This window comes from Cupriavidus sp. CPT47-8839-RL05A (assembly GCF_058792255.1).
In genome coordinates, this window is the sequence record NZ_JBYTEG010000010.1 from 20,038 (window position 1) to 33,595 (window position 13,558).

The window sequence follows — 13,558 nt, forward strand, 5'->3', positions numbered from 1 at the left end:
GTGGGGATTGTTATCTGGCATGGTTCAGCCCAGCAGCGCGCGCCGCACAAAGCGCGACAGCGCCAGCTTGGGCTGCCCCTGCCGGGCAATGTTGTGTGCGGGATCGGTGAACAGCAGCCGGATCAGCGCGTGGCGCGCCGCCATGCCGGCGTTCAGGGCGATGCCCAGCAACTGGCCGTCGCGGCGCACCACGCGGCACGGGATCCAGCCGGTCTGCGCCAGCCACAGCGCGCCCTCGGTGCCGGCGGGAATGGCCGGCGCCAGCGGCGTGGTGACGGCCACGCCGTTGCAGGAAAGATCCCTGGTGGTGACGCGGTATTCCTTGCCATGCACGCGCAGCAGCGCTGCCGCGCGGTGCGGGAAGCGCTCTTCCTTGCGCGGGCGCGGCAGTTCCACGCAGACCAGCAGCGAGGCCAGGTACAGCATCAGCGCCACCCCGGTCCAGATGGTGTTGAAGGCGAGCCCTTGCGCATCGGGGTCCACCACCAGGGCGCGGCCCAGTCCCAGCGCGGAGAAGCCCAGCAGCCCCGCGTACAGTGCCGCGAACTTGCCGTGGATTACCAGCTTGGAGCGGTCCAGCCCCTTGTTCGTGACCTTGAACGGCCGCCCGAACGGCTTGAACATCGCGCTCACCAGCGATGCGGTGACGGCCAGAGCCGCCACGATCTGCGTGACTTCGGTGAAGATCGGCAGCGCGCGCTGGCCGGTGATCCAGATGCTGTACGCCCAGTACGCCACCAGCGCCGGCAGGCCGTAGGCGAGGAACTGCAGCGGCTCGCCGTAAAGCGTGGAGACGCCGAGGTACCAGTACAGCAGCGGCCCTGCCAGCAGCATCAGCGTGAATGGCCGCGACAGCCAGTGCAGCAGGCCGTGCACGTAGTGCAGCCGCTGCATCCCGGTGTAGCCGCGCCCGCGCAGCGGCCCGTCCGCGGTCAGCGCCACCTGGATCGTGCCCAGCCCCCAGCGGCTGCGCTGGCTGATGTACTCGGGCAGGCCTTCGGCTGACAGGCCCACGCTCAGGCGCTCATTGAGCCAGCGCGTGATATAGCCGTGCGGCAGCAGCCGGTAGGTCAGGTGGATGTCCTCGGTCACCGTGCCGGTGGGGAAGCCGCCGATCAGGTCGATCAGGTCGCGCCGCACCACGAACGAGGTGCCGATGCAGAACGCCGCGCCCCAGGCGTCCTTGGCCGGCTGCATCACGTCGAAGAAGGCGCGCTGTTCATCGACCCAGCATTCGGTGGCGCGCAGGTTGTACTGGATCGGATCCGCGTTGTAGTAGAACTGGGGTGTCTGCACCACGCCCACGCGCGCATCGCTGAACAGGCCCACGGTGCGCAGCAGGATATTGCGATGCGGTGCGAAGTCGGCGTCCAGCACCAGGATGTAGGGCGCGCCGCCGGCCGCGGCGCTGTGGCGCAGGCCGTTGTTGAGATTGCCGGCCTTGGCGTGGGCGTTGTCCGGGCGCGTCACGTAGTGCGCGCCGACGCGTTCGCAGAACTCGCGCAGCCAGTCGCGGCGGGTGTCGTCCAGCACCCAGACGCGGAAGTCGGGATAGTCTATCGCCAGCGCCGAGACAATGGTCTTCTCCAGGATGTCCAGGCCTTCGTTGTAGGTGGCGATGAAGATGTCCACCGGCGGCACCTGCTTCGCGCGGCGCAAGGCGGCCTCGCCCGCGTCGGCGTCGGGGGTGTGGTTGCTGGTGCGCGCCAGCACCACGATCGACAGCAGCGTATAGGCCAGCGTCATGCATTCGAAGGCAAAGAACACATGGGCCCACACGCTGGCGAAGGTCATCTGCCAGTCCGGCAGTGTTTCGCGGATGCGCCAGGTCAGGTACACCGCCAGCAGCAAGGCGGTGACGCCGCCGAACAGCACGCGGTCCGCCGGCCGGTCTTGCCGGCACAGCATCGAGAGCAGCACCATCGCCAGCAGCACGCCGCCGTTGATGACCAGCAGCGTCTGGTTTTCCAGAAACAGGGCGAACATCGTCACTCCTTGGCGGCGGTGTTGACAGGGGCGGTTGCAGGTGCCGCGGCCGCAATGGCCGGCGGCGGGCAGGACGGTTCCAGGCATCCGCCCGGACGGAAGGGGTTCCAGCGCGCCGCGGCCAGCACGGCCCATGCGGTGGCGCCCAGGTGGGGCAGGTGGAAGTAGTGGAAGTCTTCCGTGGTCGAGGTGGGCCCGATCGACAGCCCGGTGCTGATGCGCGCCTCGGGCGTGGCGTAGAGCATCCCGGACGGCGCCCGCTGCGACAGCAGCAGCTGCCACAGCGGCTGCGCCTGTTGCGCCTGCCCGGCGGCCTGCAGCACCAGCGCGGCCTGCCCGGTGCCTTCGGTCCAGATGCCGTCGGGGCCGCCCTTGAAGCCGTAGCCTGCGCCGGCGCGATGCTTGGCCTCCACCCACGCCAGGTTGCGGCGCCAGTCCTGCGGCGGGTCCGGGATCGCGATCAGCGGCCACAGCACTGCGTCCAGCGCGGACGGGCCGGCGTTTGGCGCGCGCCCATCGTCGCGCGTGCCGATGATGAAGCGGCCCTCGCGCGCCTGCCACATGGCGCTGACAAAGCCGCGCGAGCGCGCCGCGCCATCGCGCCAGCGCGCATCGTTGCGCTGGCTCGCGAGCCAGCTGAAGGCGGCATAGGTATCGACGTTGTGCTCGGTCGACTTCCAGCCCTGGCGGGTCTGTTTCGGCTCATGGCCGAAGAAGCCGCCGATATAGCCGGCGGGCGCGCCCGAGTCGGGCACGATGGCATGCACCCAGCCCATCAGCGCGGCGGCGCCATCGAGGTAGCGCGCATCGCGCGTGGCGTCATGCACGGCCAGCAGCAGCAGCGCGGCCCAGGCCACGTTGCCGGTGGCGGTGCCGGCCTGGTAGGCATCTTCAAACCAGCGCTTGCTGGGCTCGTCCCACCAGCCTGGCAGGGGCACCGGGCCGGCCGGCAGCGGGCCGGCGCGATAGGCGTTGCGCAGGCGCGCATCGCGGAAGTGGCGGTCCTGGCGGGTTGCCTGCAGCACGGCGTCGGCAATGCGGCGCGCTTCGGCGGGACGCTTGCACGCCACCAGCGCGATGCCGGCCAGCGCGTTGTCGTAGACGAAGGCGGCATTGCGCAGCGCCGGGGCCAGCGGCTCGCCGCCCGGCGCGGGTTCATAGCTGGCGAGGAAGACGGGGCCGTTGCCGCTTTCACGGCTGACGCGCTCGGCCAGTGTCTTGCAGCCGTCGGCCAGCAGCGTCTGCTGGGCAGGCTCGGCAGCGCGCGCCGCGCCTGGCGCCAGCACGAGCACGAGCACGGCGGGCAGCAGCGCGCCGGCAACCAGGCGGGGCAGGCGTGTAGTCGGGATCGGCAGTCGCATCCGGGTCTCCTTTGCCTGCGTCGGCGGTTATATCAGCGATGCCCGCAGCTGGCCCAGCCAGCTCTGGTTCAGCGTCACGCGCGCCCAGCGGCCCATGCCGCAATGGCCCGACTGGCTTGGCCCTGCCGCTGCCCGTGTTGCTGTCGCTGAGGCAGCCGCCTTGCCCGGCACGTTGTCCAGCGGGCGGTCGAGCTTGGCGATCACATAAATCTCGTTCTTCTCGATCGGCGGGAAGGGCACGAAGTAACGCGCCTGGTCGCCGTCCGGCGCGCGCGGCAGCACCTCTGCCACCGATGCCGGCAACGCCGTGGGCACGCCGTCGACATTCACGTTCAGCCGTGCACCGGGCAGCAGGTTGTCGCTGAGGCTGCGCGGGAACACCGCCACCACGCGCGTCTGCGCGCAGTTGCTGGCGCGCGCCAGGGTGGCGCCGGCGGCCACGCGCATGCCGGGCTGCGCGATCAGGTCTTCGATGGTGCCGGGTTCGGCCGAGCGGATCTCCAGGTTCGAGAGCCGGTCGAGACGCTCCTGTTCCGTGGCGATCATCTCGTCGACCGACTTGCCATAGGCCTCCAGTTGTTCCAGCTCTGCCGTCAGCTGTGCCGATTCCGCGCCCAGCACCTGGCGTCGCTGGGCCAGCGTGGCGCTGGGGCCGTCGGTGGATGAGGCATAGACCTTGTTGCGCGCGGCCTCGCTCACGCTGACTGCGTTATCGAGCTCGGCCTTGGCCGCTGCCTTGGCATTGGTGAGCATCGACAGCTGGTAGCGCGAGGCATTGGTGTAGGCCTCGCTGACGGCCCCGGCCCACTGCATGCTCTGGTTGCGGTTGACCACTTCCTGCTGCTGGTCTTCCTGCGCCCTGGCCGATGCCAGGCGCGCCTCCAGGGCGCGCACGCGCGCCCCGTGCTCGCGTTGCGCAGCGCTGTTGTAGCGCTGCAGGTCCTGCTCGGTGGCGGCCATCAGCCGGCGGTTGCTTTCCAGCCGAGCGCGGGCGGAGTCATGGCGCTGCTGGTTGTCGAGCTTCTTGCCGGTCAGGTCGACCAGCAGCGAACGGTCGATGTTCGGGTTCTGCACGACCATCAGCGCCTGGTTGGCCGAGAACGGCTGGCCCGCGGCCACCATCTGCTTCATCACGATGCCTTCCACGGGAGAAGTCACCAGGCTGACCGGGCTGTTCACCACGGCCCGCTCCGACGAGCGCGTAAACACATTTGGAAACATGATTGTCAGCACGGCCCAGATGATGAACAGCACCACGCCGTAGCCCGCCATGCGCGGCACGATGTGCCAGAGCGGCACGGTAACGGGCTGCGGGCGTTGCACCAGGCCGTCGCCGTGGGGCTGGCGCAGCGGAGCCGGGGTCAGCGGGTGTTGTCTGGGTGGCGGATTATTGCGCTGGTCGGCCATGGTGGTGTTCTCCGGCAAGCAAAGTCAAAAAGCGTCCCCGCCGGCATGCACAGGTGCATGCCGGATGAGCGAAATTCCAGGCAAGCGGGTACCGTCGCGCTATGACTGTCGCGCGGTGCCCGGCTTGCATGTCCCCAATTCAGCTTGTTGTCTGCAGCGCGCTCGATGTGGCCAGGCCGTATCGGTGCGCCTTGCAATCGGGCCGACAAGCGGCCCGTGGATTTGCCCGGCTTCATCCGGGCAGAGTTGAACAATGGCCAGTCAATGGCCAAGAAGTGGCAGCCCGCTGACGCAAAGATTCATGCACTCAGGCCGCCGTGTGTGAGTTAAAGGCTAGTCAGTTGCCCCGTCCCTTGCTGTAAAAATGTGTAAGGGGAGGCTGTAGCACTGCTTAACACGGCAGTAACATGGCATGCGATGAACGACGAATACAGCACACATTGACGGGTTTTGACTCTGGCAAGGAGTTGAGTCCGGCAGCGATGGCAGTTGGCGCGCGCTGCGGTGACGCGGCTAATCGTCGGCGGCAAGTGGCGGCGCGATGTGCTCCAGCGGCCGCCGCTCGGCGTCGATGCCGAAGCGCAGTGCCAGCAGCCCGGCGACGATCACCAGCACCGCGCCGAAGCCGTAGCCTGCCGCCACGGCTTCGCGGCTGCCGCTTTCAATCAGCGCGCCCAGCAGCACTGGCGCGATAAAGCCGCCGGTGCCGGTGCCCACGGCATAGAACACCGAGATCGCCAGCGCGCGCATTTCCAGCGGGAAGACTTCGCTGGCGGTCAGGTAGGCGGAGCTGGCCGCGGCCGAGGCCAGGAAGAATACCGCCGACCAGCACAGCGCCTGGCCGCGCGCATCGAGCCAGCCTTCAACGAAGGCCCAGCCGGTCAGTGCCAGCCCGATGCCGGACAGTACATAGGTGGCGGCAATCATGCGCCGGCGCCCGATGTGGTCGAACAGCGGGCCAAGCAGCAGCGGCCCCAGGGCGTTGCCCAGCGCAAAGGGGAAGATATACATTGCCACGCGCGCTTCCGGCACGGCATAGAAGCGTGTCAGCACCAGCGCATAAGTGAAGAAGATCGCGTTGTAGAAAAAGGCCTGCGCCACCATCAGCGCCAGCGTGATCATGCTGCGGCGGCGGAAGCGCCGCAACAGCAGGCGCATGACTTCGCCCACGCCCGGCGCGGCGCGCCGGCGCATCGCCACCGCGACGCAATCGGGTGCCACCGGCGGCAGCGGGCCGTGGCGGGCGCGCACCTCGGCCTCGATCGCGGCGATCACGCGCTCGGCCTCTTCCAGCCGGCCGTGGGTGGCAAGCCAGCGCGGGCTTTCCGGCACATGCTTGCGCACCAGCACGATGGCCACGGCCAGTACAGCGCCCAGCGCGAAGCAGACGCGCCAGCCCCAGACCGGGCCGAACACGCGCGCATCGAGCAGCACCAGGCTCAACCCGGCGCCGAGTGCCGCGCCCAGCCAGAAGCTGCCGTTGATGGCCAGGTTGACGCGCCCGCGCACGCGCGCCGGGATCAGTTCGTCGATGGCGGAATTGATGGCCGCGTATTCGCCGCCGATGCCAAGGCCGGTGAAGAAGCGGCAGGCCGCAAAGAAGGCAAAGCCGGGTGAGAACGCGGTGGCCAGCGTCGCCACCATGTAGACCGCGAGCGTGGCCAGGAACAGCCGCTTGCGCCCGAGCCGGTCGGCCATGCGCCCGAACACCAGCGCCCCCAGCACCGCGCCGGCGATATAGAGCGAGCCCGACCAGCCCACCTGCGTCGCGGTCAGGCCCAGCGTATCGGGGCGCTCCAGCACGGCGCCGACCGAGCCCACCAGCGTGACTTCCAGGCCATCGAGGACCCAGGCAACGCCCAGCGCAATCGCCACGCGCCAGTGCCAGCGCGACCATGGCAGGCGGTCCAGCCGCCCCGGAATGTCGGTGCGGAATGCGGTGTCGACGGGAAGGCTGGCGAGGGCGGTATCGGTTGGCATTGCCAACCAGTATAGGAAACGGGGGCAAACGGGTGCCGCAGCGTTCAGCGGTACAGCACCGTGGGCAGCCAGAGGCCGATGCCGGGGAAGACGTAGAGCAGCACCAGCGCAATCAGCTGGATGCCCATGAACGGCAGCATGCCCAGGAAGATCTGGTTCAGCGTGACATGCGGCGGCGCCACGCCCTTCAGGTAGAACGCGGCCATTGCCACCGGCGGCGACAGGAAGGCGGTCTGCAGGTTCAGCGCCACCAGCAGCCCGAAGAACAGCGGGTCGATGCCGAAGTTGTCCAGCAGCGGGATAAAGATCGGCATGAAGATGATGATGATCTCGGTCCATTCCAGCGGCCAGCCGAGCAGGAAGATGATCAGCTGCGCCAGGATCATGAACTGCACCGGCGACAGGTTCAGCGACAGCACCCATTGCTCGACCAGCGCCTGTCCGCCCAGCAGCGCGAACGCCGCAGAGAAGATCGACGAGCCCACGAACAGCCAGCACACCATGGCGCTGGTCTTGGCCGTCAGCAGCACCGATTCCTTGACCACGCGGAAGTTCAGCTGCCGGTACGCTGCCGCCAGCAGCGCGCCGCCGAGCGAGCCCACCGCCGCGGCTTCGGTCGGCGTGGCCAGCCCGAACACGATCGAGCCCAGCACCGCCAGGATCAGCAGCGCCAGCGGGAAGAACGACGACAGCAGCATCTTGAAGATTTCCAGCCGCGCCAAGCTGAAGCGCCAGTAGAAGTACACCAGCACCGCCGCCACGGCCGCCAGCGTGATCCAGAACCAGCGGGGCGCAGATACCGCAGCCGCCGGCACTGGCGCTGGCTGCGCCCCGGCTTGCGCTGCGGTCGTGGGTGCAGGAGTGGTAGCGGCGGGAGCGGCCGGCGCTGCGGGCGCAGCTTCCACTGGCGGCGCCTGCAGGTCGTCGAGTGATGCGCTGCTTTCCTCGGCGCCTCCCATCGACAGCGGTGCCTCCACCGCGACGCTGGCGGCGGGCGCGGTGACCGCGCTGTATATCGTTCCCATCACCAACACCACGGCGATCGCCGGCAGCAGCACGATGCCCAGCTGGCGCGCGAACACTGCCGTCGGCAGGTCGGCATTGCGCGGGCCCTTGAGCGCGCGCATCAGGCCGGCACCGAGCGCAGGCAAGGCATGGGTGGCGCCGCCGGCTTCCAGCGTGCGCGCCACCGGCGGCAGCGGCACCACCCGCTCGGCTTCCGGCAGCGGCGGCGCGAGCGCGGGCTTGAGCTTGGCCAGGATCAGGATGTAGAGGATATAGAGCCCGGTCAGCATCAGGCCCGGGAAGAACGCGCCCGCATAGAGCTGCACCACCGACACGCCCGCGGTGGCGCCGTAGACGATCAGCAGCACCGACGGCGGGATCAGGATGCCCAGGCAACCGCCCGCGGTGACCGCGCCGGCCGACAGCGAGGTGTTGTAACCCGCGCGCAGCATGGCGGGGAAGGCGAGCAGGCCCATCAGCGTGACCACGGCGCCGACGATGCCGGTGGCGGTCGCGAAGATCGCGCAGGTCACCAGCGTGGCCACCGCGAGCGAGCCGGGAATCCACGCCAGCGCAAGGTGCAGGCTGCGGAAGAGCTTTTCGATCAGGTTGGAGCGCTCGACCAGGTAGCCCATGAACACGAACAACGGGATCGAGATCAGCACGTCGTTGGTCATGACCGCATAGGCCCGCTGCACCATCAGGTCCAGCGTCTGCTGCACCGCGATCGAGGGGTCGGCGTGGCGGTAGGCCAGCCAGGAGAACAGCACGCCCATGCCCATCAGCGTGAACGCGGTGGGGAAGCCCAGCATGATCGCCACCACGATCAGCGCCAGCATCAGCAGGCCGAGATGCCCGTTGGTCCAGTCCGCCGGCGCGGGCATGAACCACGCCACGGCGCCGACGATCAGCACCATCAGGGAAACGCCGAACCACAGTTCCTTCCTCATCGGCCGGCTCCAGGCTGGTCGTCGCGCGGCGGCGGTGACTCGGCCAGCTCAGCGGTAGGGGTGCCTTGCACCATCTCCTTGAGCTGCTCGACATCGACTTCCTCGACATCGCCTTCGCGCAGCGGCCAGCTGCCGTTCGCCAGGCACAGGATGCAGCGGATGGTCTCGGCCACGCCTTGCAGCAAAAGCAGCGCGCCGGCCACGGGAATCACTGCCTTGAACGGATAGATCGGCGGGCCGTCGGCGGCGATGGAAGAGTGTTCGTCCTGTGCCAGCGAGACCTCGAAGAAATCGATGCCGGCCCAGGCCAGCGCAATCACCCCGGGGAAGAAGAAGGCCAGGTAGAGCACCAGGTCGATTGACGCCTGCATCCGCGGCGACAGGAAGCCGTAGAGGATGTCGCCGCGCACGTGGCCGCGCTTGGCCAGGGTATAGGCGCCGGCCAGCATGAACAGCGTTCCGTACAGCATATTGCTGGCGTCGAACACCCAGGCGTGCGGCGTGCCCAGGACATAGCGCGAGAACACCTCGTAGCTGATCATCAGCGTGAGCCCGATGATCAGCCACGCGCCGGCCTGGCCGACGAAGGTGCTGATGCGGTCGATGCCAAGCAGCAGGCGTTGCACGGTTTGGCCCCTGGAGTGGCGCGGCTCAGGTGCGTTTGGAGAAGTAGTGGCTCGTTGCCAGCCGGAAATCGACGTTAGTGTCGTTCTGCCAGCGCGTGGCGCGCTCGGCGAAGGCCTTCATCGAATCATTGACCTTCTTGAACATCGGGTTTTCTTTTTCCTTGCGCGCCACGATCTCATCCCATACCTTCAACTGCGCCTGCAGCACCGAGTTGGGGGTCGCGTAGAACTTCACGCCTTGCTTCTGCAGCGCCTGGTAGTCCTTGGAATAGCGGTCGATCGCCTTGATCGACATATCCGCGGACGCCGCCTCCACCGCGTTGGCGATCAGCGCCTTGAGCTTGGCCGGCAGCGCGTCATAGCGCTTGCGGTTGAACAGGATCTCGAACTGCTCCGAGGGCTGGTGGAAGCTGCGCAGCATGCAGACCTTGGACACGTCCTGGAAGCCCAGCGCGCGGTCGGAGCTGGCGTTGTTGAACTCGGCTGCATCGAGCAGCCCGCGGTCCAGCGCCGGCACGATCTCCGCGCCCGGCAGCGCATTCACCGCGGCGCCCAGGCCGGTGAAGATGTCGATCGACAGCCCGACCGTGCGGAACTTCAGCCCCTTGAAGTCTTCCGGCTTGGTGATGGGCTTCTTGAACCAGCCCAGCGGCTGGGTCGGCATCGGGCCATACAGGAACGACACCACGTCCAGGTTCAGGCTGCGGTAGATCTCCTGCTGCAGCTCCTTGCCGCCGCCGTACTTGTGCCAGGCCAGCAGCATGTTCGGGTCCATGCCCCAGGCCGGGCCCGAGCCCCACAGCGCCAGCGCCGAGTTCTTGCCATACCAGTACGCGATCACGCCATGGCCGCCGTCCAGCGTGCCCTTGCTGACCGCGTCGATCAGGTCGAAGGCCTTGACCACCGCGCCCGCGGGCAGCAGCTCGATCTTCAGGTCGCCGCCCGACATATTGTTTACCTTGGTGACGAAGTCGCCGGCGAACTCATGGAAGATGTCCTTGGTGGGCCAGGTGCTCTGCCAGCGCATCGTGACCGGGCCTTGCGCCTTGACGATGGCCGGGAAGCCCATTGCCGCGGCGCCCGCGGCCGCACCGGCGGCCCCCCCAAGGAAGCCGCGCCGGGAAACGCCTGGCTTGGTTTCCGCTTCAGGTTTTGCTGCGCCTGCTTTCCTTGTCCTGGATGCCATGACCGCCTCCATTTGCTATGTGTTGGATTACCCGCGAGCGCCGGCCATGGGGGCCGAGACAACTCGCCACTGACGCGAACATCGGAAAAGTCGGGAAATCTGGAGCATGCCGGGCCAGTGGCCGCGCGGCAGGGGCGGGCGTGCAGGTGGCCCGTGATTCCCTTCATGGTAGGAAAGGGACAGGGAACCACAATCTAGGGATTACCCGCGCGGTGGGGGCCCGCGCACTTTGGCGGGGCCGGCCGATGCCGCGGACCTGGGGCTGGGCGCTCAGGTGCGGGCGATGCCGACCGTGAACTCGGCCTCCAGCAGCCCCGCTGTATCGGCAGCCTGGCGCACGCGCATCTGGTTCGGGTGCGACCCCGCGATCGGGTCCTGCGTGGTGGCGCGAGACGGCACGCCGCGCGCGCGGTAGGCCGGGTGGCTGCCCAGCACCTCGCGGTTCAGGGTATCGCTGAAGTACAGCTGGCTGGTCAGGGCTTCCGACCGCCCCAGCAGCACCTTGAAGTGGATATGGATGGCGCGTGGCGCGTACCAGCCGGGATAGATCGACGTGAACGTGGCCACGCCGTCCTGGCTGGTAGGCTGGACGCCACGCAGGAAACGCGCCTGGCGGTTGCCGCGGCCCTCGCCGCTGTAGTTGCCGTCGGCATCGCAGTGCCAGATGCTGACCAGCGCACCCGGCACCGGCCCGCAGCCGCGCCCGGCATCCACCACCCGGATGCGCAGCCGCAAGGGCTGGCCGGGCCGGTCGTCGCGGATGTCGGTGCGCACCAGGGCATCGTCAAGGTAGAAGGGGCCTTCGGTGGCGGCGGGCGTCAGCAGGCAGGCGGCAGGAGTGGCTGCTGCCGCCCCGGGCGCAATGCCGGCAGCGGCAAGCAGGCCGCCCAACTCATGCAGGAAGCGGCGGCGCGCCGCGTCGGTGGCTGCCGCGCTATCGGCGCCAATTGCCGGGCGCACTGTCATGGTGGGCTCCGAGGTGATCCGCGTGCGCCTTGCGGCGCGTGGTGCTGCCGCGCTGGCGCCGGGACGTCAGCGTCCCATCGCCTTGAGCATCGAGTAGCCGTGGCTGGTGATGCGCGGCTCCTGCCGGCGGCCGTGCAGGATCTCAAGTTGTACGAGTTGCTTTTCGACCAGTGCCTTCAGGTCGATGGGGTCGATCTGGCGGGAATCGCTGGAATCGAGGGAATCGGGGCCGTCGCTCAGCAATAGCAGCGTGGCAAGTTCATGCGGGCTCAGCACGTTCGTCTCCTTGGCTAGAGGGGGGCGTTTGCTGGGAGTCTGCGCGGCGCAGCAGCGCCAGGCGCGGGAAGATTGTCAAGAAGCCCTGGAGACGATGCGGCACATGCCGCCCATGCGTGCTGCGCCGCGGTGAAATGCTGCGGCGCGGCATCCTGTCTCCGGCGACTAACTGGTTTGACGAGGCCGGCAGCACGCGGTTCCGTGCAACCGCTCGACGGTTACATGTGACCGGGCGTCGCACCGCCGTCATCGTCATCCGTCGTTCATTATCAGCCTGTCACGATGACAATGTGATGGCCATGCCGATACTGTGGAATTGGGCGGCAGCCTACCGCCCTTGCACAGCTTGCGCCGCATCGCGGCGTCTATCGGCCCTGCTGCTCGCGCCACGCCTCGTACAGGTCGATGCCCTCGTCACGCGCCGGCACGTAGGCCAGCGTCATCTCCCGTTGCTCCAGCGGCCGGGCCAGCTCGATATAGCCGCGCTCCGCGGACAGGTCATAGGGTTCGCCGTCTTCATTGGAGTAGGCGTAGTAGACCGCCTTCACGCCGGCCAGGTACATTGCCGACAGGCACATCGAGCAGGGGTAGCCGCTGGCGTACACCGTGCAGCCGCTCAGGTCCGGCTTGCCCAGCGCCCGGCTGGCGGCGCGCACGGCCTGCATTTCGGCGTGTGCGCTCGGGTCGCAGGTGGCGTCTACCTCGTTCACCGCGCGGGCCAGCACCTCGCCGTCCCTGACGACCACGGCGCCAAAGGGCCAGGTATTGCGTTCGCGCACGTTCCCCATGGCGAGGCGGATGGAATCAAGCAGATAGGCTTCTGTCGTGGACACGCGTTGTCTCCGTTGAGGCCTGGCCCGTGCAGGCGGACGATGGTTCGGGCCTCGGGACTATAGGCCAGCGTGCGCCGGCATGGTGGCGTGGGCTGTTATAGGGCGTATTTGGGCCGCGCGCGAGCCGCGCCGGTTATTGGCGATGGCACTGGCGCGCATTCGAATCCTTAACTTCGCGTGGCGTGGCCCGCATGACAGAATGCGCCAGACCGCATCGATACCCCCATACCACTCACACCCGACGCATCCGCACGGAGGAAAGAACATGCTGGCGGCGCGCCTGTCCATCTGCCTTGCCCTGGTCATTGCCATGCTGACATCCATCCCAGCCGCCGCCGGCGGCCCGCCCGAACAACAGCTGCGCGAGGCCGCGGCCAGCGGCAACGCCGCGCAGGTCACCGCACTGCTAGGCCAGGGCGCCAGCATCGATGACCGCGATGCGCAGGGACGCACGGCGCTGCTGCTGGCCACGCACCACAACCGCGTGCAGGCGGCCAGGGTCCTGATCGATGCCGGCGCCGACGTGAACGCGAAAGATGCCATCCACGACAGCCCCTACCTGTACGCCGGCGCGCGCGGCTACAACGAGATCCTGCGCCTGACGCTGGCCCACGGCGCGGACCTGCGCAGCACCAACCGCTACGGCGGCACCGCGCTGATTCCCGCCGCCGAGCGCGGCCATGTCGAGACCGTGCGCACGCTGATCGCGGCCGGCGTGGCGGTGAATCATGTCAACAAGCTCAAGTGGACCGCCTTGCTGGAGGCCATCATCCTTGGCAACGGCGGGCAGGCCCATACCGAGATCGTGCGCCTGCTGGTCAAGGCGGGCGCCGACGTGAACCTGGCCGACGGCGACGGCGTCTCGCCGCTGCAGCATGCGCGCCAGCGCGGCTATACGCAGATCGAGCAGATTCTGAGCGCCGCCGGCGCACGCTGAACCTTGCGCCGCAAGGCGGCTCGCTCTCGCCTGCCTCATATATAC

General features: G+C 68.2%; 11 protein-coding genes. 1 reads left to right on the forward strand and 10 read right to left on the reverse strand.

What is annotated here, in order from left to right; genetic code table 11:
* Nucleotides 1-24: 24 nt before the first annotated feature.
* From AC3WVS_RS13850 to AC3WVS_RS13895, 10 genes are all read right to left on the reverse strand, one after another.
* The gene (locus tag AC3WVS_RS13850; RefSeq protein WP_492319086.1) at nucleotides 25-1,986 is read right to left on the reverse strand and encodes a glycosyltransferase; all 1,962 of its coding nucleotides are present in this window, start codon (nucleotides 1,984-1,986) and stop codon (nucleotides 25-27) included.
* Between the two features lie 2 nt (nucleotides 1,987-1,988).
* Nucleotides 1,989-3,347, reverse strand: a complete 1,359-nt coding sequence (locus AC3WVS_RS13855) for a hypothetical protein (protein ID WP_492319087.1) — start codon at nucleotides 3,345-3,347, stop codon at nucleotides 1,989-1,991.
* A 27-nt stretch (nucleotides 3,348-3,374) separates the two neighbouring features.
* A complete protein-coding gene (locus AC3WVS_RS13860; protein WP_492319088.1) occupies nucleotides 3,375-4,754 on the reverse strand; it encodes an HlyD family secretion protein in 1,380 nt (459 codons plus the stop codon).
* 513 nt (nucleotides 4,755-5,267) lie between these two features.
* Nucleotides 5,268-6,734, reverse strand: coding sequence for an MFS transporter (locus AC3WVS_RS13865; protein WP_492319089.1), 1,467 nt, complete (start codon nucleotides 6,732-6,734; stop codon nucleotides 5,268-5,270).
* A 44-nt stretch (nucleotides 6,735-6,778) separates the two neighbouring features.
* Nucleotides 6,779-8,689 carry a TRAP transporter large permease gene (locus tag AC3WVS_RS13870; protein ID WP_492319090.1) on the reverse strand — a complete coding sequence of 637 codons (1,911 nt, stop codon included), beginning with the start codon at nucleotides 8,687-8,689 and terminating at the stop codon, nucleotides 6,779-6,781.
* Complete coding sequence (locus AC3WVS_RS13875; RefSeq protein ID WP_492319091.1) at nucleotides 8,686-9,315, reverse strand: TRAP transporter small permease subunit; 630 nt, start codon at nucleotides 9,313-9,315, stop codon at nucleotides 8,686-8,688. Before AC3WVS_RS13875 ends, AC3WVS_RS13870 begins: the two co-directional genes overlap by 4 nt.
* A 25-nt stretch (nucleotides 9,316-9,340) precedes the next feature.
* Entirely contained in the window at nucleotides 9,341-10,384 is a 1,044-nt protein-coding gene (locus AC3WVS_RS13880) for a TRAP transporter substrate-binding protein (protein ID WP_200872559.1), read from the reverse strand.
* Nucleotides 10,385-10,771: 387 nt separating this feature from the next.
* Nucleotides 10,772-11,467, reverse strand: a complete 696-nt coding sequence (locus tag AC3WVS_RS13885; RefSeq protein WP_492319092.1) for an intradiol ring-cleavage dioxygenase — start codon at nucleotides 11,465-11,467, stop codon at nucleotides 10,772-10,774.
* Nucleotides 11,468-11,533: 66 nt separating this feature from the next.
* The gene (locus AC3WVS_RS13890; RefSeq protein ID WP_035819482.1) at nucleotides 11,534-11,743 is read right to left on the reverse strand and encodes a hypothetical protein; all 210 of its coding nucleotides are present in this window, start codon (nucleotides 11,741-11,743) and stop codon (nucleotides 11,534-11,536) included.
* A 365-nt stretch (nucleotides 11,744-12,108) separates the two neighbouring features.
* The gene (locus AC3WVS_RS13895) at nucleotides 12,109-12,576 is read right to left on the reverse strand and encodes a nucleoside deaminase (RefSeq protein WP_492319093.1); all 468 of its coding nucleotides are present in this window, start codon (nucleotides 12,574-12,576) and stop codon (nucleotides 12,109-12,111) included.
* Nucleotides 12,577-12,841: 265 nt separating this feature from the next.
* Here AC3WVS_RS13895 and AC3WVS_RS13900 point away from each other — a divergent pair, with 265 nt between their 5' ends.
* Entirely contained in the window at nucleotides 12,842-13,513 is a 672-nt protein-coding gene (locus AC3WVS_RS13900; protein WP_492319094.1) for an ankyrin repeat domain-containing protein, read from the forward strand.
* Nucleotides 13,514-13,558: the final 45 nt, after the last annotated feature.